This window comes from Candidatus Arsenophonus lipoptenae (assembly GCF_001534665.1).
GTDB classification, from domain to species: Bacteria; Pseudomonadota; Gammaproteobacteria; order Enterobacterales; family Enterobacteriaceae; genus Arsenophonus; species Arsenophonus lipoptenae.
In genome coordinates this window covers 696,198-721,205 of the sequence record NZ_CP013920.1, presented here as the reverse complement: position 1 = coordinate 721,205, position 25,008 = coordinate 696,198, and the positions used below count along the sequence as shown (strand labels likewise).

Annotated in this window: 15 protein-coding genes, 1 tRNA gene and 1 pseudogene; 10 read left to right on the top strand and 7 right to left on the bottom strand. The window is 23.4% G+C overall.

Going from position 1 to position 25,008, the window contains the following annotated elements:
- Positions 1-154: 154 nt before the first annotated feature.
- Both mrdA and mrdB read left to right on the top strand, forming a co-directional pair.
- Entirely contained in the window at positions 155-2,065 is a 1,911-nt protein-coding gene (gene mrdA, locus AUT07_RS02930) for a peptidoglycan DD-transpeptidase MrdA (RefSeq protein ID WP_066283918.1), read from the top strand.
- A gap of 6 nt (positions 2,066-2,071) precedes the next feature.
- Complete coding sequence (mrdB, locus tag AUT07_RS02925; RefSeq protein WP_066283916.1) at positions 2,072-3,187, top strand: peptidoglycan glycosyltransferase MrdB; 1,116 nt, start codon at positions 2,072-2,074, stop codon at positions 3,185-3,187.
- 478 nt (positions 3,188-3,665) lie between these two features.
- Here the strand turns inward: mrdB and AUT07_RS02920 are convergent, their stop codons facing one another.
- Positions 3,666-4,289 (bottom strand): riboflavin synthase, encoded by a 624-nt coding sequence (locus AUT07_RS02920; protein ID WP_066283914.1) that lies wholly within the window; start codon positions 4,287-4,289, stop codon positions 3,666-3,668.
- Positions 4,290-4,649: 360 nt separating this feature from the next.
- On the opposite strand from AUT07_RS02920, the gene AUT07_RS02915 reads away from it, so the two are divergent.
- Positions 4,650-4,723 (top strand) — tRNA-Val (locus AUT07_RS02915).
- Positions 4,724-4,827: 104 nt separating this feature from the next.
- Here the strand turns inward: AUT07_RS02915 and murJ are convergent.
- Entirely contained in the window at positions 4,828-6,363 is a 1,536-nt protein-coding gene (gene murJ / locus AUT07_RS02910; protein ID WP_066283911.1) for a murein biosynthesis integral membrane protein MurJ, read from the bottom strand.
- Between the two features lie 1,384 nt (positions 6,364-7,747).
- Between murJ and AUT07_RS02905 the strand changes: the two genes are divergently transcribed.
- Entirely contained in the window at positions 7,748-8,194 is a 447-nt protein-coding gene (locus AUT07_RS02905; RefSeq protein WP_066283908.1) for an NfeD family protein, read from the top strand.
- 344 nt (positions 8,195-8,538) lie between these two features.
- Here AUT07_RS02905 and ppk1 read toward each other — a convergent pair whose 3' ends face one another.
- Together ppk1 and speG are read right to left on the bottom strand one after the other, a co-directional pair.
- Positions 8,539-10,617 carry a polyphosphate kinase 1 gene (ppk1, locus tag AUT07_RS02900; protein WP_066283907.1) on the bottom strand — a complete coding sequence of 693 codons (2,079 nt, stop codon included), beginning with the start codon at positions 10,615-10,617 and terminating at the stop codon, positions 8,539-8,541.
- A 52-nt stretch (positions 10,618-10,669) separates the two neighbouring features.
- A complete protein-coding gene (speG, locus tag AUT07_RS02895; RefSeq protein WP_066283905.1) occupies positions 10,670-11,245 on the bottom strand; it encodes a spermidine N1-acetyltransferase in 576 nt (191 codons plus the stop codon).
- Positions 11,246-12,370: 1,125 nt separating this feature from the next.
- On the opposite strand from speG, the pseudogene AUT07_RS03425 reads away from it, so the two are divergent.
- Positions 12,371-13,041, top strand: a pseudogene (locus AUT07_RS03425) (HdaA/DnaA family protein).
- Between the two features lie 424 nt (positions 13,042-13,465).
- Entirely contained in the window at positions 13,466-14,515 is a 1,050-nt protein-coding gene (locus AUT07_RS02890; RefSeq protein ID WP_066283903.1) for an AI-2E family transporter, read from the top strand.
- Between the two features lie 81 nt (positions 14,516-14,596).
- Here AUT07_RS02890 and bcp read toward each other — a convergent pair whose 3' ends face one another.
- Positions 14,597-15,067 (bottom strand): thioredoxin-dependent thiol peroxidase, encoded by a 471-nt coding sequence (gene bcp / locus AUT07_RS02885; protein ID WP_066283898.1) that lies wholly within the window; start codon positions 15,065-15,067, stop codon positions 14,597-14,599.
- Between the two features lie 520 nt (positions 15,068-15,587).
- Between bcp and dapA the strand changes: the two genes are divergently transcribed.
- Positions 15,588-16,490, top strand: coding sequence for a 4-hydroxy-tetrahydrodipicolinate synthase (gene dapA, locus AUT07_RS02880; protein ID WP_066283897.1), 903 nt, complete (start codon positions 15,588-15,590; stop codon positions 16,488-16,490).
- Between the two features lie 19 nt (positions 16,491-16,509).
- Positions 16,510-17,187: an outer membrane protein assembly factor BamC gene (bamC, locus tag AUT07_RS02875; RefSeq protein WP_066283895.1), complete on the top strand. Its 678-nt coding sequence runs from the start codon at positions 16,510-16,512 to the stop codon at positions 17,185-17,187.
- Between the two features lie 352 nt (positions 17,188-17,539).
- Here bamC and dapE read toward each other — a convergent pair whose 3' ends face one another.
- Entirely contained in the window at positions 17,540-18,676 is a 1,137-nt protein-coding gene (gene dapE / locus AUT07_RS02870) for a succinyl-diaminopimelate desuccinylase (protein ID WP_066283892.1), read from the bottom strand.
- Positions 18,677-19,811: 1,135 nt separating this feature from the next.
- Between dapE and guaB the strand changes: the two genes are divergently transcribed.
- Together guaB and guaA are read left to right on the top strand one after the other, a co-directional pair.
- On the top strand, positions 19,812-21,272 hold the full coding sequence (gene guaB, locus AUT07_RS02865) for an IMP dehydrogenase (protein ID WP_066283889.1): 1,461 nt from the start codon (positions 19,812-19,814) through the stop codon (positions 21,270-21,272).
- 73 nt (positions 21,273-21,345) lie between these two features.
- Positions 21,346-22,923 carry a glutamine-hydrolyzing GMP synthase gene (gene guaA / locus AUT07_RS02860; protein ID WP_066283885.1) on the top strand — a complete coding sequence of 526 codons (1,578 nt, stop codon included), beginning with the start codon at positions 21,346-21,348 and terminating at the stop codon, positions 22,921-22,923.
- 471 nt (positions 22,924-23,394) lie between these two features.
- Here the strand turns inward: guaA and AUT07_RS02855 are convergent, their stop codons facing one another.
- On the bottom strand, positions 23,395-24,441 hold the full coding sequence (locus tag AUT07_RS02855; protein ID WP_066283883.1) for a 3-deoxy-7-phosphoheptulonate synthase: 1,047 nt from the start codon (positions 24,439-24,441) through the stop codon (positions 23,395-23,397).
- Between the last annotated feature and the right edge of the window lie 567 nt (positions 24,442-25,008).

The window sequence follows — 25,008 nt, the reverse complement described above, 5'->3', positions numbered from 1 at the left end:
TTAATTTTTATATAATGTTTTATACAAAATAAAAGATTAATACAATTAAAGATTAAAATTTTATTTTTTAAATTTATAGAAAAATTTAAATAAATGAAAACATAACAAAATCATTATAAACATAAGAAATATGATATTTATCTAGGTTACCAGTGTGAATCCGAAGAAAAAAAAAGAAAAAAAGAAAAGATTATTTTTTCGCGATTACACCGCTGAAACAACTTTATTTATTCGTCGTTCCTTAATATCTTTTATTATTATTTTAATATTAATAAGTATCTTAATTATCAATCTTTATAATTTACAAGTAATTCAACATAAAAATTATCAAACTAAATCAAATGATAATAGAATTAAAATAGTCCCTCTGCTGCCAAGCAGAGGTATAATTTATGATAGGAATGGAATTCCGCTAGCATTAAATAAAACATTTTATAAATTGGAAATTATTCCTGAAAAAACAATTAATCTAAAAAAAATATTTTCTCAATTACGTGATATTATAGATCTAAATGATAAAGATATAGAAGATTTCAAAAAAGAACATAAACGTTCACATAGATTTATTTCTATACCATTAAAAAATTCATTAAATGAAGTACAAGTAGCACGTTTTGCTGTTAATCAGCATAAATTTCCTGGACTTGAAGTAAAAGGTTACCAACGCCGTTATTACCCTTATGGCTCTATTCTGACTCATGTTATAGGTTATGTAGGTAAAATCAATGATAAAGATATAAGTAAATTAAAAAAAAATAATTTATTAAAAAATTATCAATCAATGCATAATATCGGTAAATTAGGCATTGAACGATATTATGAAAATATTTTACATGGTACAATAGGATATGCAGAAGTTGAGGTGAATAGTCATGGCAAAGTTATACGTCAACTACATGAATACACTCCACAAGCAGGAAAAGATATTTATCTTACTATTGATCTCAATTTACAAATTAAAATCGATAAACTATTAAATAGCAGCAAAGCTGCGGCAATTGTAACCGATCCACGTAATGGGGAAATTTTAGCTTTAGTCTCTAAACCAACATATGGACCTAATCTATTCGTTAATGGTATATCTAATAAGGAGTATCAATTATTATTAAATAATCCAAATAAACCATTAATTAACAGAACTACTCAAGGAGTATATCCACCTGCATCAACTGTTAAACCATTTATAGCAATTGCTGCATTAACTGAAAACATTATCTCAACTAATTCTATATTCTTTGATCCTGGTTGGTGGCAATTGCCAAATTCTGGAAAACGTTATAGAGATTGGAAAAAAATTGGTCATGGTAGATTAAATGTTGTTAGAGCTATTATTGAATCATCAGATACGTTTTTTTACCAGATAGCTTATGATATGGGTATAGATCGTATATCATATTGGATGCATAAATTTGGATATGGTCAATATACTGGAATTGATCTCTGGGAAGAAAATTCAGGTCTTATGCCAACTCGTGAATGGAAACAAAAACGTTACAAAAAACCTTGGTACCAAGGAGATACAATTCCTATAGGAATTGGACAAGGTTATTGGACTACGACTCCAATTCAAATGGCTAAAGTATTAATGACGTTAATTAATAATGGTGTTGTTAAAACTCCACATCTACTTTATGGAATAAAGTTAGATAAAGCTATTCTACCATATGAACATAAAGATTATATACAAATAGGTAATATTAATTTAGTATTTTGGAAATTAGTTAAAGAAGCTATGTACGGGGTAGCTAATGCACCAAATGGAACAGCATATAAAAATTTTCTCAATACACCATATAAAGCTGCTGTCAAATCAGGTACAGCACAGGTATTTAATTATGAAAAATATAATGAAAGTCAGGTATCTAAACACCTACGTGATCACAAATTAATGATTGGATTTGCACCATATCATGAACCAACTATTTCTATTACTATTATTCTAGAAAATGGTGGTACTGGGATAACTGTTGGTAATTTTGTTAGAAGTATTTTTGATTATTTATTAATTAATAAAAAAAATATATCACAAGTAAAAAATACAAATACATTACTAAAAGAAGATTAATAATACATGAATGATAATTTAAATAAATTATCGCTGTCCAAATGGTTGCATCTTGATATTACAATGTTACTCATTATTTGCTCTTTGATAATATACAGTGTTGTAATCATGTGGAGTGCTAGTGGTCAAAATATAGATATGATGCAACGCAAGTGCATTCAGATTTTAATTGGATTTATTCTAATGATTATTATGGCGCAAATTTCTCCACGTATATATGAAAATTGGGCACCTCATCTTTATTTTTTTTCTGTAATCTTGTTATTATTTGTTGATGCATATGGTCAAATTAGTAAAGGTGCACAAAGATGGTTAGACATTGGATTTATTCGTTTTCAACCATCAGAGATAACTAAAATTTCAGTCCCACTGATGGTAGCACGTTTTGTAAATCGAGATATATATCCTCCTACATTAAAAAATACTCTTCTAGCATTAATACTAATTTTCTTACCAGCATTACTCGTTGCAGCTCAACCAGATCTAGGTACTTCTATTTTAATTATCGCATCTGGTTTATTTATACTTTTTTTAGCTGGCATGGATTGGAAATTAATTACTATTTCATTTATAGGTATCGCTTGTTTTATTCCTATTCTATGGTATTTTTTAATGCATGATTATCAAAGAATTCGTATTACTACTATATTATTGAATCCAGAAATGGATCCATTAAGATCTGGTTATCATATTATTCAATCCAAAATTGCTATAGGTTCAGGTGGCCTATTTGGAAAAGGATGGTTACATGGTACTCAGTCACAATTGGAATTTCTACCAGAACGTCATACTGATTTCATTTTTGCTGTACTATCTGAAGAATTTGGATTAATTGGTGTCATTATTTTACTAACACTATATCTATTATTGATAATACGTGGGTTTATAATTGCAGCTAATGCACAAAATACATTTGGTAGAGTTATGGTTGGTGGGTTAATATTAATCTTTTTTACTTACATATTTATTAATATTGGAATGGTTAGTGGTATTTTACCTATAGTTGGTATTCCATTACCATTATTAAGCTATGGAGGTTCTGCATTAATTGTATTAATGTCTGGATTCGGTATTATTATGTCAATTCATACTCATAGAAAATTTTTATCAAAAAATTTATGACTATATGTTAATTATTAGTACTTAATGATATTATCTTTTATAAAAATTTATTTGTTGTATATTTATTAATTTAGAATAATAACTAATAACTAACTATAGTAAATCTAACTACTGTTCTCTACTGTTCTATCTTTTTTTTAAAATCATAAAAATATTATGGTTTTTTAGTAAAATTTTAAATTTTTTCACTAATTCAACTAATAATAAAAAATACAATACCTAAAATATATATTCAAAGTATTTTTTTATATTAATATTTTTAATCGATATATATTATGTAATTAATATTAATCAATGTGTGAAACACAACTGATAATAATATTTTGATCTTAAAATAGATAAAAATATAAAATAATAAAAAGATAAGTAAGTTTAATTATGAATATTACTTAGCTTATTTTTTTAATATATTAATTTTAAATTATTTTATGATAAAATAAATTTATATATAGTATATTATATATAGATTATTTTTACTTTAAATTATTCTTTTATATTTTTTGTTTATTATGCGTTCAATAGTATCAACTATTGCTTGAGTATGAAAATCTATTTCAATATTAACTTTTTCTCCAAGATTTTTTTCTGCTATAGTAGTACGAAGAATTGTTTCAGGTATTAAATGAACACAAAAACTATTATTAGTTACATTTCCTACTGTTAAACTAATTCCATCAATACCTATAAACCCTTTATGTAAAATATATTTTACATATTTTTTTTTACATAAATTAAACCATATTTGAAGATTATTTTTAGATTTTAAAATTTTAATTATTTTAGCTGTAGTAATTATATGTCCAGACATTATATGTCCACCTATTTCATCACTATATTTCACTGATCTTTCTAAATTAATTATATCTCCTATTTTTAAACTTTCTAAATTTGTCAATTTTAAAGTTTCTTTCATTAAATCAAAAGTAATATACTCCTGATTAATATCAGATACTGTTAAACAACATCCGTTATTAGAAACAGAAGCACCTATCTTTAAATTAGGAAGCATTTCATTAGGAAATTTAACAATAAAACGGTTTAAATTAATCCTATTGATAACATCTACTAGTATTCCCTTTCCTTGAATGATGCCTGTAAACATCTTAAATGATACCTGTACAAATATATTAAATACCAACTATATATTTTAATAAAATATTACTTTTAATAAATTATATTTTATATTAGACTATATTATAAATAATAGTATTATTATACTACTCTTTATATGGAATTATAGTTCAATTTAGTTTTTTTCTAAAATAATTGTATTACTAAAATTTTTAAAATGTCAATGATAAATAATTTTATGATTATATTTTAAAAATTATTTAATAGAGTAAATTTATATTTACTATACTAAATAAATATATTTTTATAAAAACTAATATTGTAGCCATAAATTTGATATTTTTGGTATTTAAAATACCAATTAAAATTTAACAATGATTATTGGATTATTGCGTCCGTAGCTCAGTTGGTTAGAGTATCACCGTGACATGGTGATGGTAAGTGGTTCGAATCCACTCGGACGCATTTCTAATACTGATAATACTTCTTTATTTTAAATGAAAAATCATATTTAACAATCAAAATTAATATAATTATACTGATTGTAAGATAATTATACCGCTTGTAAACTACATAACACTTAGTGAAAAATCGCGTAAACGAAACCCAAAAACAAATAATGCAATAAAATAACTAATTATACCTATAAAAAATACAATTAATAACCAAGATATTCTTATCAACATAATTTCTTCTTCCCATAATGGGATATATTGTAATATTAATACTAATATAATAGTCATAATCATTAATGAAGCGCTTAATTTTAACAAAAAATTACCCCAATTTAATGATGGAATAAATATACCTTGACGAAGTAATTGCCAATATAGCATGAATGCATTTATACATGCTGATAAACTAATTGATAAAATCAATCCAACATGTTGTAATAATTTAATAAAAATAATATTCATTAATTGCGTTAAGATTAAACTAACAAAAGCTATTTTAATAGGAGTTTTAATATCTTTTCTGGAATAAAAAACAGTTGCTAATATTCTTACTATAATTAATCCCATTAGACCAATACAGTATGCAATTAATGCGCGGAAAGTCATTGTGGTATCATACGAACTAAAATTACCATACTGAAATAGTGATATTATTAATGGTTTGGCAAAAATAGCTAGTACAATAGTGCAAGGAAGAGCTAATAAAAAACAAAGTCGCAATCCCCAATTTATTAAACACTGATATTCTCTGTAATTACCAGTTGAAAAACTTTTTGATAAAGAAGGTAATAATATAGTTCCAATTGTTGATCCTAATATACCAGATGGTATTTCCATTAATCTGTCAGCATAATAAATCCATGAAATAGAACCAGATTCTAAAAATGATGCCAACACAGTATTGATCATTAAAGAAATTTGACTTATTGAAACACCTATAATAGCAGATCCCATTAACTTTATTACTCTTAATACACCTATATGTTGCATAGAAATACGAGGTAAAACTAATAAACCCATTCCTTTTAAAAATGGAATTTGATATAATAACTGTAAAATTCCACCTATAAAAACTCCCCAACTTAATGCTAAAATAGGAAATTCACAATATGGCACTAAAAATAACATTGACATAATCATACTAATGTTTAATAAAATAGGAGAAAAAGCAGGAACAGAAAATTTATTCCAAGTATTTAAAATAGAGCTAATAAAAGACACCAAGGAAATAAATAAAATATAAGGGAAAGTAATTCTAAATAAACGTACCGTTAAATCAAATTTATCAGGAATATCAATAAAACCAGGTGCAATAATATAAATAATCCATGGTGCAACTAAAATTCCTAATACTGTAATAATAAATAAAATTAATATTAATAATCCAGCAACATAAGAAATAAAATTGCGTATTGTATCAATATGTTCTTTGTTTTTGTATTCCCCTAAAATAGGAATAAATGATTGAGAGAATGCTCCTTCTGCAAAAATTCTTCGTAAAATATTTGGTAATTTAAAGGAGATAAAAAAAGCATCAGTTACTACACTGGCACCAAAAAAATGAGCAATAAAAGTATCTCGAATAAAGCCTAATATTCTAGAAAATATAGTTATAATACTTACAGATACTAATGATTTGAATAAATTCATAAAACATCTTGATTAATATGATTAAAATAATTTACGTATAATATAAATATTAATTAAAATAACAAGATAGATATTACTAGCAGTAATAGTAATAATAATTTAAACTTGTATCATCATTTTATCTATAAACATATTTTAAGTTTTAAATTAAATTTATTTATTAAAATGTTTTATGTAGTTTAATTTTATGATCTTTACAATTTATATTAAATATTCTTTCAGTAAGTTTTGATATTATTAAATTAAAATTATTTAAAAATATTTATTAAATTAACACTTTCAAATAAAAATAATTTTAATTAAAAAATACTTTTTTATAATAATTATATTTAGATGTATTCATATAAATACAATATTTTGAATAACCAGTATCTATCTTATAGTAAATATAAAATATTTATTTTTGATTATTATCAATAATTTTTTAATATGATACATTTATTTATATTTAATTATAGCATTAATCAATTATAATATTACATAAAAATAAAATATAAAACTAATATAATTTTAATTTTTTATAAATTTCAAAAAATTCCAACAATAAATAAAAGTAACATACCTAAAGACATCAAAAACAAAATAAAAAATAGTTTTTAATTAAATAAAAATAAGATATAGCATAAAAAACTGTAATTTTCTAAAAATATAATCTAAAATATATAATGTATTCATAAATATTATTTTTATTTACTAATCATATTGTCATATATATAACAATATATAATTTTTTTAAAAATTTAATATAAAGACATGAAATTAGCGTAAATTTCAAATTATTAAGTTATATAGTATTAAATATTATTATTACGATATATAAAATTATCGTAATAATCTTATAATAAAGTGTGTCAAAAAATTTGTTTATTTAAAATAAAAATAATTTAAATAACTATAATTGTAAAATTGGATTTGAGATACTTAATTTCTTAAAAAAATATTATTTAAAATAATTAAAACTATAAATCAATTTTAACAAACACATTTTAATTCAATAAATAAAAAATTAATTTATAATAAATGATAAATATCAAATATAATAAAACTACATAATTAATAAATAATTTTATTATAACTAATAAGTATTCGAAAAGGAATAACCATGCCATCATAAACAATAATAATTAATTATATATTACTAAACTTAAAATTAATAAATTTTCTATGTTATGATTTGATAAAATTATAAAAAACTATTCAATTATTATATAAATAACAATAGAAATATAAATTCTTGTATTTATAAGAAGAAAATTATAGTATAGATCAATTATATTTTTAATATATAAAAAATAATTTTATTAATGACCAGTAATATAATAAGTATTATTAGTGTTATTCATGTTTTAATGAAATAAAATCGATACTTATTAGGAAATTAACTATGATAAAACAAATTACAAAAGAAGCATACGAATTTTGGATATCAGTTAGTTGTTTATTGCTAGCAATTGAAACGTTAATTGCAAACGGCTACTTATTATGGAGTGGTATTGCAGCTATCATAGTTGGAATTATTGTCTGGTTAATCCCACTCAGTTTAGAAATCCAAGTTTTTATTTTTTTAATTTCAACTATTATTTCCGTGCTTTTTTGGTGGTATTGGTTAAACAAGATTTGTAAACCACAAAAAGGACTACCAAATCAACGAAATCAAAATATGATTGGATTACGAGTAATACTGATTGAACCAACTAATAATGGTTATAGCAGAGTGAAAATAAACGATAGTAGTTGGCGTACTTATTGTGAAATGGAGTTAATAATAGGCACTAAAGTAGAAATTATTTCAATTAATGGTAATACTTTAAATGTAAAACCCATAGTTTGACAACATATAAGTACAGTAATATAAGTTTAACTAAATTAGTTTCATCAGAATTTTATAATAATTATCATAAATAATTTGATGATTTTCTTGTTTTAAAAATATTGATTAACTTATTCTATTATAAGTTAATTCAAATGATTATCTACTATATTAAGTTTAATGCCTTTAAATATCAAATGCACAACATTAATTAAATTGAAGCTTATTGAATTAATTTTGCATTAATAGTTAATCAGTTTAAATTACACTGTAATTATATATTAATATAATTTCTTTGTAAGAAATCAATTGAAAATTAAATTAATATTCTTCTATTTAGGCATTTAAATCTTGTATCTATAATATTATTTATTTAGCTTTAATATATCTGGATGTTCTAATAATCTTAAATAATTGTATATAGCAAGTTGAGATTGTATTTTACGTTTATTTCCACGTGGCACATAACGATTAGTCAAATTCTTATCAATATAACGTGCTTTTACAGTATCATTAAATTGCAATTCAAGAATATCAAGGACACGTTGTTTTAATTGTTGATCTACTAATTTCACTGCAACTTCAATACGAAAATCGATATTTCGGGTCATTAAATCAGCTGATGAAATAAAAACATCTTCGTTACCATTATTACTAAATACATATACTCTATCATGTTCAAGAAACCGATCGATAATGCTAGTAACTTGAATATTTTCACTAAAATTAACTATACCAGGAACTAAAGAACACATACCACGAATTAAAATACGAATTTTTACGCCAATATTTGAAGCATTATAAAGATGATTAATTAATTCTTTATCATCTAAGTTATTAATTTTTAATGATATAAAAGCAATATTACCAGCTTTTGCGTTATTAATTTCTCTATTTATTAGTTGCGTTAATTTTGCACGCATATTTTGTGGCGAAACCATTAAATTTTCAAAAGTTACAGGTCTATAAGGATTTTCAATAAAATTAAATACTCTTCTTACCTCATTGGTAATTGTCTGATTTGCTGTCAATAAAGAATAATCAGTATAAAGCAAAGCAGTTTTTTCATTAAAATTTCCAGTTCCAATATGGACATAACGAATAATTTTATTTTGTTCAAGCCTAGAAATCATGAAAAGCTTCGCATGAATTTTAAGTCCTGGGGCAGAAAAAATAACATGTACTCCAGCTTCAGTGAGATGCTTAGCCCAATGAATATTAGCCTCTTCATCAAATCTAGCTTGTAATTCAACTACTACAGTAACTTTTTTACCATTATGAGCAGCATGGATCATAGATCCAATAATACGTGAATCCTTAGCTACACGATAAATATTTATTTTTATTGTTAAAACTTTTGGATCAAAAGAGGCCTGGCGTAATAATTCTATAGTATGTTCAAAAGTGTAATAAGGATAATAGAGCAGAACATCCTTTTCTCTAATAACATCAAATCCATTACGTAAGTCATCAAAACGGCGATGACGTAACCTAATTAATGGCTTATTAAGTAAGTTTTTGTTTCCTTTATTAGGAAATTTCATGAAATCCTTAAAATTATGATATCGTCCACCAGCAATAACTGAATCATCATTACATAAACCAAGTTTTTTTTTTAATAATTCTACCATTTCATCAGGCATATTACTCTGATAAACAAAACGAACTGGTTCAGCATTAAGACGTTGTTTTAAACTAGATGACATTAATTCCAACATACTAGATTCCATTTCTGTAGTTAAATCATATTCCGCATCACGTGTCATTTTCATGGCATAAGCATTTAATGCCTTGTAGTCAAAAAAACATTTAAAAATTTCGTCCAGACAATAACGTAAAATATTATCTAGCAATATCATTGATTTTCTTTTTTTAGAAGTATCGGGTGGTAAATGAATAAATCTAGGTTGTTTGCCAGCTGGGATTTCTAATAAAGCATACTGTATATTATTATTTTGAATAATCTCAACAGCTAAATAAGTGTTATCATCTTTTAAAAATTCAACTAAATCAATTTCTTGAGTTATTAATATAGGAGTAATATACTGACGGAGTTGCTGACGAAAAAATTGTCGTAACCAAATTTGTTGATTTGATGAAATTTGTCGCTCATTAATTAAAAAAATTTGGTTACGAGCCATTTCAAATAATAATTCATTATATAAAAAATCAAATTCGCGATCCATTTGAGCAACTTTACTTTCAATTTTTTTTAACAACTTTCTTGAATTAGATGCTGTTCCTCTTTCTTCATTAATTAGTATGCGTCGTTTTACATCAGAAAATCGAATTTTATAAAACTCCTCAAGATTATTTGAATAAATACCCAAAAACCGCATACGTTCAATTAATGGATTTCTTTTATCTGCTGCTTCTTGTAACACTCGTTCATTAAATGAAAGCCAACTAATCTCTTTTTCAGTATAAATAAGATCTTGATACATCCTTACTCCATAAACAGTAGTAATATACTGCTATAACTTACTTAATTTTTAATTAATAATGACTTTCATTTATTTTATTATTTTTTATAAACAAAGATTTCTTTATTTCACTATATTGATGTTGAAAGATGCTCATTCTAATAACTGTACGATATTTTCCATTGATAAAAAATTCATCAATTAAATCACCTTCAATACGAAAACCTAATTTTTTGTAAATATGCATAGCCTTTGTATTTTCTTTATCCACAATCAAGTAAACTTTATATAAATTTAATACTGAAAATGCGTAATCCATTGCTAAGTTGGTAGCTTTAGCAGCATATCCCTTACCTTGAAATGCAGGATCAATAATAATACCAATTTCAGCTCTTCTATGAATATAATTTATTTCTACTAATTCAATTAATCCAATTTTAGTTCCTTTATGTTCAATAATAAATCTACGTTCTAGTTGATCATGAATATGTTTATCATATAAATCGCTTAATTCAACAAAGGCTTCATAAGGTTCCTCAAACCAATAACGCATTACGCTAGCGTTATTATCTAATTGATGAATGAATGGTAGATCTTCACGTTCTAATGGTCGTAATGTAATTGACTCATTAGATTTATCAGTAGACATTAGATAACCTTAATTAGAAAGATAAGAATTACTTATTATATAAAAATATATAAATAACTATAACTATTTTATCTAGCAATAACTATTATTTTTAATACAAAACTAATTATTTGATAACTGTATTCTAATTTATTATTAATAATAAACTATTAATTAATTATCAACTCCTTTAGATTTCTAATTATTTTTTTAAATTTTTAAATAAATATACATATATTAAATATTTTTAATAATTTTAATAAATTTAAAATACAAGAATTTATGATTATAGAAATAAAAATCTTAATTATTTTATAATATAATTAAAATATTATAAATCGATTTTATAATTAAATTTTACTAAAACAAAAAATAGCTACTTAAAATAATTTTTAAGTAAATCATCCTATATAAATATTAAACTATTTTTATAAAAAACAGTATTAATATTAATTTTTTTAAAAGCAAAAATTAAGTAATATATTCAGTATATAAAGTTAAATAATAATTTAAAATAATTAATTAAAGATACTAAAGAATTTTATAATTCAGTAAAAATAACTATCAAAAAATTAATAAATTTTTTTTAATTTTTTTTGAAAGAATATTTTTATTTATACATAAAATTAAATTATCTAATTACATATTTTTAAATGATTTCATCATACCATAGAAGTTGTTTCTAAAATAGAGAATTATAATAGTTAACTTTTATTATTTTATAGGTAAGTATGATATAAACGGTTATTGTTATGTGTTATATAACGGTTAAATCTATAATGGTTAAACTTATAGTAATTTTTATTTTAATTGATGAGTGTCTTACAATTTTTATAATTAAAATAGGTTATTATTTTAATCATTTATATAAAATTTACAAAAATCCATATTTAATTGATAATTAATTGTTATATTATAAACGCTATTTCAAAATATTTTATTAAAAATAAAAATACTATATATGATAAAATAATAATTATATCTTATATAAGATATAATTATAATAATTTAATTAAAAATTATTATGTTTTTAACATTAGTAAACTAATAAAATATTAGTTATATAAATTATAAAAAATATATTTAAATTAGTAAAATTAAAACTTTTATATTAAATTATATGTATTATTTTTTATTAAAATAGAGGTGATTCTGAATATAATAATATCTCAACTTATATTACTATTCGCTCCTGATTATAAAACATTTAATAGTTTTATTACTGTAAAAATAGCTTTTTATTATTATTAAATCTGCAATTAATCAACAAAGTTTATAGCTATATTTATTTCTAGTCACATCAAGAAGTTAGTAGTAAAGGCCATTTATTACATGCTGCATGTAATAAATTATCAAAAAAAATAAGGCAGTTACTTATTATATTACCTTTAAATAAATATAGTCATTTCATACCTAATGTTTTAGATGGTGTGGAACACTTAATGCTAGTTTGTATTGATAATATTCATCGCATTGTTAATAACAGTAAGTGGGAAATGGCAATCTTTAATTTATATAATCCATAATAGAATATGGTAATTCCTGTTTATTAATTACAGGTAATAAAGCATCACCAAAATTAATTAATATATCATTACCTGATTTAGCTTCTAGGCTTACTGGGGCAGATATATAAACTCTTTATCCACTTAGTGATAAAGATAAAATAAAAGCACTACAAATACGTGCCCAGTTACGCGGTTTTAAATTATCTAAAGGAAGTTATTATATTTGTATTAAATCGTTTAAATAGAAAAACTAGCATATTACTCGCTATATTAGATAAATTAGATCATGACTCTATTGTTGCACATTGAAAACTAACTATCTCATTTATAAAAATATTTTGAAACTTTAATTAAAAATTATCTTTTAAAATTAAATTTTTAACAATTAAATTGCTCATTTTATTATTTTTAATATTTAAATAATTTAGATATCATAAATAATGATAAAATATTTAATTTCATTAAACTAACTTATTTAAAAATAATATCTTATAGTCAATAAAATTATACAAAAATATAATTAAAATTTATGAAATTTATATAAAATTTATAATTAGTTTATCATTATTAACAAATACTATAAACTAGCATATAATTTATAAATAATTAAATTTTAAAATAATATTTTTATAATAAATACTATTTACTAAATGATAATATATCAAAAACGCATAATTTTGATATCAATTATTTTAATTTGATAGATTTTCGCCTCATTCTGGAGTGAATATATATGTTCGATATGTTTTTAACATGGTATAAAAAAAGATTTTCAGACCCGCAAATAGTTGCATTATTTATCAGTATAGTAATGGGTTTTTGCATAATATTATTTTTTCATGATATTTTAGCTCCATTATTAGTGTCTATTGTATTAGCTTATTTACTAGAGGGACCTACACAACAATTAAGTGCTTTAGGTTTATCAAGATTAACTTCTGTGTCTATTGTATTTATATTTTTTATAAGTATTAGTGCTATGTTTTTTTTAATTATTGTACCAATCATCTGGCAACAAGGAATGAATTTATTATTAGATTTACCTTCAATGGTAAATAGCTTTAATAAATATGCTAAAGCGTTACCTGAAAGATATCCTGATTTAGTTGATGTTGGTATCATAGATATGATTCTGAATAATTTAAGAAACCGCTTATCCACATTAGGTGAATCTGTAGTTAAATATTCTGTCGCTTCACTTATTGGTATTATCACGATAGCAATATATTTAGTTTTAGTACCTTTTATAATATTTTTTTTATTAAAAGATAAAACAAACATAATAAATGGACTACAACGTATTTTACCTAAAGATAGATTATTAGTAGGACAAGTTTGGCAAAAAATGAATAAACAAATTACTAATTACATACGTGGTAAAGTAATAGAAATGATCATTGTTGGTTTATTTTCTTATATATCATTTATTATTTTAGAATTACGGTATTCATTATTTTTATCAGTAATTATTAGTATTTCAGTATTGATACCATATATTGGGGCAATTGTTGTCACTATACCAGTAGTATTAGTTGCATTATTCCAATGGGGGGTTGGATCTGAATTTTGTACTTTACTCATCACTTATCTAATTATTCAAGGATTAGATGGCAATCTATTAGTTCCAATTATTTTTTCTGAAATAGTTAATTTACATCCACTTATTATTATTTTATCTATAGTAGTATTTGGTGGTCTTTGGGGATTTTGGGGAGTATTTTTTGCTATTCCATTAGCAACTTTAATTAAAGCTATTTTAGATGTATGCCCTGAAAGATCCTGATAGATAAAGATAATATAATAAATAGATAAATTTAGTAGTAATAAAATTTATTCATTATTCTATAATATATCCTTTCGATCCTCACGAATGAAGATTTAAATAATTTAATACAATTTGGTGATGATTAGATGTTTTAAATTTATCAAATATATATTCAATTTCACCTTTAGTATTTATTAAGAAACTAATACGATGTACACTATAAACAGTTTTTCCCATTAATTTTTTTATACCCCATACACCAAATTTTTTTACAACATCATGCTTATGATCAGATAATAAAGTAAAATTTAGCATTTCTTTTTTAGCAAAAAGCAATAATTTTTCAAATTTATCAGTACTTATACCAACAATTTCAACATTCATTTGTTGAAATTTATATATATCGTCTCTTAATTTACAAGCTTGGATGGTACATCCTGGTGTCATTGCTTTAGGATAAAAATAAATTAAAACTCTTTTATTAAAATAATTAGATAATTGAATTATTTTACCTTCCTGATTAGGCAAGCTAAAAAATGGTGCTTTATCACCTATTTTTAATCTAATCATTAAAAATATCCTTTTGAATAAATTTATATACAGATATACCTTAATGTATTAAATACTTACCACAAAAATATTATATTTTTTAATAAGTTATTTTGCAGTAAATTATATTTTATTATTTTTACTGCCATATTTATTTTAAATAATCAATAAGTCACACTATTTATCAATTTTTATGCCTTATTATTATATTCTATATTATATATTATAATCTACATCTCGTACTAGTTTAATTTCACTATTATCACTATAATCTTATATAAATATTATTTAAAATAGACATGCATTTATTTGTATTATATTGTTTTTATATAATTTTTACATAAAATTACAAATCTATTTTATTTTTTAAATTTAAATAAATTATATAAACAAAAATAATATATTAAAAATTTAAGTAGTAACATATTTTTTTATTTCATAGTAATAAAATTAAATATATTTATAAAAAATATTTATTTTGATAGATATCAAAACATAAAATATAAATCATAAATATAAAATAATTAAATAAGGATATATTATGTTTAATAATCTTTATAAAAGAATTTTGCGAGGTAGTATTGCGGCGCTTATTACCCCAATGGATACACAAGGAAGGATAGATAAAACTAGCCTAAAAAAATTAATTGATTATCACGTTAATAACGGTACTACCGCTATTGTATCAGTTGGTACTACTGGAGAATCAGCGACACTTGATTATAATGAATACTTAGATGTAATATTTACTACATTAAAATATTCTCATAATAGAATTCCTATTATCGCTGGAATTAGTCATAATAACACAAAAAAAGCAATTTCAGTAATTAAATCTTTAGAAAAGACAGGTATTTTTGCTTGTCTAACAGTTACTCCTTATTATAATAAACCTTCACAGGAAGGATTATATCAACATTTTAAAGCTATTGCTGAAAAAACAAATCTGCCTCAAATTTTATACAATATTCCATCACGTACTGGGTGTGATTTATTACCTGAAACAGTTGCAAGATTAGCAAAATTAAGTAATATAATAGCCATTAAAGATGCTAGTGGCGATTTAGCTCGCGTTAATCGTATGCGTAGATTAATAAATAATGAAAATTTTATTTTGCTAAGTGGTGATGATGCTACAGCATTAGAATTTATTCAATTAGGTGGTCAAGGAGTAATTTCTGTGACAGCTAATATTGCTGCAAAATTAATGACTAAAATATGTAAACTAGCATTGAAAAAAAAATACGCTGAAGCATATAAATTAAATTATAGATTAAGTGAATTACATAATCAATTATTTATTGAAACTAATCCGATTCCAATCAAATGGGCCTGTTATCAATTAGGATTAATTAAATCGTATACATTACGATTACCTATGACATCATTAACATTAGTTGGTCAAATAGCAGTAAAAAAAGCACTAAAAATAGCTAATTTATAAGATTTAGAGAAATGTAAATATGATGGAAATATTTCCACATAAAATATCACTATATAAATTAAAAATAAAAATAATAGTATTATTATTTATAATACTTTTAATGTCATGTACAAGTAATCAAAAACATAAACGTCAAATTAATGGGGATGACACATATTTAAAATATACACCATTAAAACGTTTAATTATTCCATATGGAATATCATTACCTTTAGAAGAAGATGAATATTATATTCCTCCACAAGGTAACCAAAATAATGCGGTAGGTAAAGATTTAGATATTAGACCTCCTATTCAACCTATTTTGTTACTTAACAACACTTATATCAAAAATACTTTAACTACTTGTAGTTTATTTTTAAAACAATCAACTGAAAATAAATATATTTGGGAACAAATTATAAAAATATTAAAACAAAAAATAACAAAAATTATTAAAAAAAATGATTCCCATTTCTTCTTAATTACAGATTGGATTTCTTGGGAAAGAAAAGATGAAGATATTCCAGTACAAACTAAACAAAAGATCCAATTTAAATTGAAAAATAATCAAATAATAATTACAATAAGTAATGAAGGCATAAAACAAAAATCAAAAAATATTTCCAGTCCTACAGAAATTCAACGTTATAATATGTTAATGTTAAATAAACTAATTTATTCAATAAATAAATTACATAATAATACAATAAGTTAAATTTATAATTTTAAAAATAATTTAGCAAAATGCATTTTAATAGCAAAATTAAAAAATTAGTAATACTACCTATCAGGATTTAATGATATTTAAATTTATATTAAAAGTATATATTAAAAACTGAAAAATAAAATTTTTAACAAAAAAATATCAGGATAAATCATTTTTAATAAGATATTAAATAATCTTATTTATAAAATTTTAACTATCTAATTATTAGATCACACTATAGCACTAAAAATATTATTAATAAATAATAAAACACAAAATAGTATGTTAATAAACTAATGTTATTTAACGAATATTAATTGAATTTAATATACAAATTTTTTTAAACATTGAAAAAATAATTTTAAATTATTGCAAATATTTTTTGCAAAATATTCTGATAAATAAAACTTAAATTTTGTAGATCTATAATACTAACACATTCGTTAACTTTATGAATAGTTTGATTTGATAGACCTAATTCAACTATTTCTGTTCCCATTTTAGTAATAAAACGTCCATCAGATGTTCCTCCAGAAGTTGATAACTGAGGTTGATAACCACAATGCTGCTTTATAACCTGACGTACAATATCAATTAATTTACCACTTTTTGTTATAAACGGATTACCAGATAAAACCCATTTGATCTTATAATGAAAATTATATTTTCTTAGTATCTTTTCAACTTGATGACGAATTTGTTGTTCTGTAATATTACTATTGAACCGAAAATTAAACTGAACAGACAATTCCCCAGGAATAGTATTATTACTAATACTATTAGTATTTATATTAAAAATTTGCATGCTTGTTGGAGGGAAAAAATCATTACCAGTGTCCCATTTTTTTTTAATTAATTCATTTAACAACGATAATGAGTTATGTATTAAATTATTAGTTAAACATGGATAAGCAATATGACTTTGAGTCCCCTTGATATCAAGTTTAGCCGTTAATGAACCTCTACGACCATTTTTGATATTATCACCTAATTTCATATGACTAGATGGTTCACCTATAATACAATAATTAATTTTTTCTTTACGATATATTAATTTGTCAATTACTTTTGCTGTTCCATTAATTGCTTCACTTTCTTCATCAGAAGTGATCAGAAAACCTAATCTACCAGCATGATTAGGATTATCAATAATAAATTTCTCAGTTGCAATAATCATTGCAGCTAGAGAACCTTTCATGTCAGCAGCTCCTCGGCCATATAACATACCTTTATCCACAGTTGGAGTAAAAGGAGGATAACGCCAATCCTGAATTTTACCTGCAGGAACAACATCAGTATGTCCAGCAAAAGCTACCATATCACCATATTTTCCATGATAAGCCCATAAATTAGTGGTATCCCCAAATGACATAACTTCAATTAAAAAACCTATTTTTTTTAATCGATTCATTAAAATAATTTGACAACCATGATCATTTGGGCTAATAGATGGTTGTTGGATAAGTTCTTGTGCTAACTTAATAACAGGACAAATCATAATTAGCTTCTAATAGTATAAATTTTCTTCAATCTTGTTATAATCTAGTATTAAAAATCTGAGTAAATATTTATTTTTAACAACTAATAACGGATGTTTTATAATTGTTGGATAATTTAATATTAAATTTTTATCACTATTTATATTTGTAATATTCTTTTGTTCTTCAGACAAATTTTTTCATGTAATTCTACGTTTATTAATTAATAATTCTCATTGTGAATATGAAAAAATTTAATCAATTTAATATGTATTCCATTAACTTTATAATCATATGAATAGTAAATAATTTTATTGCTATCCAGTTATTTATATGCTTGTCTAGTAGAATTACAGTTTTATATACTGTATAGTATATAATCAATTAATGATGACATAACGTATTAGTTTTTAACTATACAAATCTTGTAATATATTATTGCTTTTTATGTTAAAAGTATAACAATAATAGGAACGACAGAATTTTTTATTTAATTTATTATAAATAGCATTTTATAAAATTCAATATTATTAGTTTAATATTTAAAATAATACTTTTTAAATTATATGATCATAAATTTTAATTCTTTTCTACGTATATATTATTATTTTTATAGCTTATATATAATATAAATCAAAATATATATAACTTAAGAAGTTATTAAACTATTTTTTAGAATTATATATATTTAAATTAACTAATAAAATAAACTAATAATTAATAAAGTAAATTAAAAAAATATGACAAATTTTAATGTTCTATGATAAAAATCATATTTTTATATTTTTTAAAATTCTAATATTTTTATGGACTTATTTATAACTCATTAACTTGATTTTAACAATAGATTATGTAAAAAATACAAATATTACATATATTTAATATATTTTTATAATATGCAATAGTATTACAAGATATTTAAAATAATGATGTTTAAATACTTTTAAAAAAACTAATATTTAAAAAAATTATATAAAATTAAAATACAAAAATAGCATATATATAAAAAATGAAATCAATATCAATATATCTAAGTTTTAAAATAAAATTATTCACTTGTTATTAACAAAAACACTGGAATCAATAAAATCCATAATATATAATCTTATGATAAGATTTTATCCTTTTCTAAATCTCTTCAGAAGAGATATGCTAATGTTACGTATAAAGAAAGAAGCACTGACATTCGACGATGTGTTATTAGTTCCAGCACATTCAAATGTATTACCAAATACAGCTAATTTATCTACACAATTAACTGATTCTATTCGTTTAACTATCCCTATTATTTCTGCTGCAATGGATACTGTCACTGAATCAAATTTAGCAATTGCATTAGCCCAAGAAGGTGGTATGGGTTTTATTCATAAAAATATGTCTATCAAACATCAAGCAGAAGAAGTGCGGAGAGTAAAAAAACATGAAAGTGGTATTGTTATAGATCCTGTAACAGTAACTCCAAAAACAACAATCAGAGAAGTCTATAAATTGGTTAAGCAAAATGGATTTGCTGGATATCCTGTAGTTAATAAAAAAGAATTGATTGGCATTATTACTGGTCGAGATATTCGTTTTGTAACAGACTTAGATCAACCAGTAACAGCAGTTATGACAACTAAACAAAATTTACTCACGGTTAAAGAGAATGAATCACGTGAAGTAGTTTTACAAAAATTACATGAAAGACGCATAGAAAAAGCATTAGTTGTTGATGATAATTTTAATTTATTTGGAATGATTACAGTAAAAGACTTTCAAAAAGCTGAAAGAAAACCTAATGCATGTAAAGATAAACAAGGTCGTTTAAGAGTTGGTGCAGCTGTAGGTATTGGTAAAAATAATGAACAACGTATAGAAGCATTAGTCGCAGCCGGTATTGATGTTTTGCTAATTGATTCTTCTCATGGGCATTCTAACAATGTTTTACAGTATATTAGAGATATTAGGAAAAAATATCCCAAATTACCAATTATTGGAGGTAATATAGCAACCGGTGAGGGTGCAAAAGCATTAGTAGAAGCTGGTGTTAATGCGGTAAAGGTAGGCATTGGGCCAGGTTCTATTTGTACAACACGTATTATAACAGGGGTTGGTGTACCTCAAATTACTGCTATTTCTGATGCAGTTGAAGCATTAAATGACATGAATATCCCTGTAATAGCTGATGGTGGGATTAGATTTTCAGGTGATATTGCTAAAGCAATAGCAGCAGGTGCTTCATGTGTTATGGTTGGTTCAATGCTTGCTGGTACTGAAGAATCACCTGGAGACATAATTTTATTTAAAGGTCGTTCTTATAAATCATATAGAGGGATGGGATCATTAGGTGCCATGTCGAAAGGTTCTTCTGAACGTTATTTTCAAGTAGAAAATACAACTGATAAATTAGTGCCTGAAGGAATAGAGGGACGTATTGCTTATAAAGGATTATTAAAACATATTATACATCAGCAAATGGGAGGTCTACGTTCTTGTATGGGACTAACAGGTTGTAGTACTATTGAAGAATTAAGAAAAAAGACAGAATTTGTACGTATTAGTTATGCTGGTATACAAGAAAGTCACGTACATGATGTTACAATTACTAAAGAATCACCTAATTATCGCTTAAGTTAATTATTTTATATTTTATTAACGTAATTTTACAAATTAATTAAATAATAGATTTTATTTTTGGAATTTTATTTAGATGACATCTCATATTCAGCAATATAAAATATTAATTCTTGATTTTGGTTCACAATATAGTCAATTAATTGCACGTCGTATTCGAGAAATAGGTGTTTATTGTGAACTTTTTGTATGGAATATTTCAGAAATTAAAATACATGAATTTAATCCAAATGGCATTATTCTTTCTGGAGGACCTAATAGTACTACTAAAAAAAATAGCCCACGTGCTCCTGAATATGTTTTTAAAATAGGTGTTCCTGTATTAGGCATTTGTTATGGTATGCAAACTATGTCTATTCAATTAGGGGGACAAGTTGAAACAACTAATAAACGAGAATTTGGTTATGCCAAAGTATATATTAAAAGTTTTTGCAATCTATTTAACAATATATATGATGATATTAGTATAAATGGTGAACCATTACTTAATGTATGGATGAGTCATGAAGATAAAGTAACTACTCTTCCTAAAGATTTTAAGGTTATAGCTAGTACTGATAACTGTCCTATTGCTATCATTGCTAATGAAAAAAAACATTTTTATGGAATTCAATTCCATCCTGAAGTAACTCATACTTATCAAGGTAAAGCTATTTTGCAACGGTTTATATTAAATATTTGTCATTGTAAAACATATTGGACACCTGAAATAATTATTGAAAATACAATACAAGAATTACAAGAAAAAATTAGAAATGATCTTGTTATTTTAGCATTATCTGGAGGTATAGATTCATCAGTAACTGCATTACTGCTTAATCGTGCTGTGGGTAATCAATTGATATGTATATTTATTGATAATGGTTTATTACACCTAAATGAAGCACAACAAATTATTGATATATTATCAAATAAATTTAATTTAAACATTATTAATGTATCTGCAGAAGAACGATTTTTTAATGGATTAGTAGGAATTATTGAACCAGAATTAAAACGTAAAAAAATAGGTCGCATTTTTATTGAAATTCTTAATGAAGAAGCAAAAAAGTATACTACAGTAAAATGGTTAGCACAAGGGACTATTTATCCAGATATTATCGAATCTTCTATTTCTCTGAAAGGTAAAAAAGATATTATTAAATCCCACCACAACGTTGGTGGGTTACCAAAAAAAATGAAATTAAAATTAATAGAACCATTAAAAAAATTATTTAAAGATGAAGTACGGATAATAGGTACAAAATTAGGTCTTCCTTACGATATATTATATCGTCATCCATTTCCTGGTCCTGGATTAGGAGTTCGTATATTAGGTGAAGTAAAAAAATCATATTGTGATCTATTAAGGCAAGCTGATTCAATTTTTATTGAAGAATTACATAAAAACAATTTTTATTATAAAGTAAGCCAAGCTTTTACTGTTTTTCTTCCATTACAATCTGTTGGTATAATGGGAGATGAACGCAAATATAATTGGACAATAGCATTAAGAGCAGTTGAAACCATTGACTTTATGACTGCTAATTGGGTACATTTTCCATATGATTTTCTTAATTTAGTATCAAATAGAATTATTAATGAAGTAAAAGGTATCTCTAGAGTAGTTTATGATATTACAGGCAAACCACCAGCTACAATAGAATGGGAATAGCATATAATTAGTTAAAATTATAATTTTTAAATATTTAATTAATAAAGTAAATTATCAGGTAAATTTAAATAAATTTTTGCTAAAAATTATATTTAATTAATTAGTATTTAACAGTATCTTGTATTAATCATTTAATATAATTATTTTTAATTTAAATAAAAATAATTAGCAAAAAAAACTTTTCAGAAAATTAGCTTCAAAATAATTATATTTTTTTAAAAATATTGCGTTAACAATTTTTTTAAAATTTAAAATAAAAAATTATTTTTTATTTAATACCACTTAAATATTAAATGTACAAAGTAAATACAGTAAAAAGAATTATAATTAATATAATAATAAAATTTATATTTCCTATATAAAAATTCATTTTAGAAAATTATGATAACTAAATAAAATTTTTTACAAAAATATAAAAAAATAAACTATAAATAAATTTTATTATACTTTTTAAAAGTAACATCAATAGATTTAAAATCTATACTTTACTGCTTCGGCTAATATAGCTAGTAATTTTTCAGTATCTTGCCAGCCTAAACAAGGATCAGTAATAGATTGACCATATGTCAACTCTTTGCCAGAAATTACTTTCTGAGCACCTTCAACTAAAAAACTTTCTGCCATAATCCCAGCAATTACCTTAGATCCTCTCTCTAATTGTCCAGCAATATTTTTAGCTACATCAATTTGACGATGATAATCTTTTTGACAATTACCATGACTACAATCAATCATTAATTGTTCTGGTAATTCTAATTGGCGCAATTGATAACAAGCTATAGCTATATCCTTAGCTTTATAATTAGGATTTTTTCCACCTCGCATAATAATATGACCATAAGGATTACCTTGGGTTTGATAAATAGTCATTTGACCATTTTTATCTGGTGATAAAAATACATGACTTGTGCGTGCAGCAAGGATAGCATTAATAGCAATATTAATATTTCCGTCAGTACTATTTTTAAAACCAATTGGGCATGATAGTGCTGATGCCATTTGTCTATGAATTTGACTTTCTGTTGTTCTAGCTCCAATAGCCCCCCAACTAATAAGATCTGCTACATAACGTCCAGTTATCATATCTAAAAACTCAGTTGCTGTTGGTAATTGGAGTTGATTAATATTCATTAATAACTCACGAGCTAAACGTAATCCTTTATTAACTTTATAAGAGTTATTTAAATCAGGATCTAAAATTAATCCCTTCCATCCAATTACTGTACGTGGTTTTTCAAAATGAGTACGCATCACGATTTCAAGATAATCTTTATATTCCACTCTTAATTTAGATAATAATTGAGCATATTCAAATGCTGCTTTAGTATCATGTACTGAACAGGGGCCAATTACTACTAATAATCGTTGATCTTGACCTATCAAAATTAATTCAATTGCTTTTCTAGACATTACTACATTTTCTACGATTTTATTAGATAATGGGAACTCATCAACTAAATCTTGAGGTGTAATTAATTTATCAATATGTCGAGTTCTTAATTCATCTATTTTATACATATTCATCTCATATATATTTGTAATTTAGATAAAAATATTGCAAATAAACTATTTATTAAACTGAATAATAAAGTAAATTAATTATCGAATAAATAAATTATACTTTATATAATAAATATATTAATTAAATTGATAAATAATTTTTTATAAAAATAATTATATATTTATCATAACTTTTATTATAGTATGATTTTATATTTGAATATTTATTAGATAACTAACGAAGAAATAAACATATAAATAGATATTATGATATATTATAAATATAATTATATACCTTATTAAAATGTTTTAATAAATTAAATTTTTTGTGATGCTTATATAAGAAATATATAATATTTTTAATAATTTAATATTTTATATTCTATAATTAACTATTATTATATTCAAATATAATATTAAAATTTATAACAATAAATAAATAAAAGTATAACTATTAAATTATTTTATTTGTTATATATAAGTATATAAGTAATTTTTAATAAACAAAAAATATTCATTTTTACCTAATACAAAATAATTTTATGAAGTTTATTAATAAACTATATAAATAATATTTAAATAACT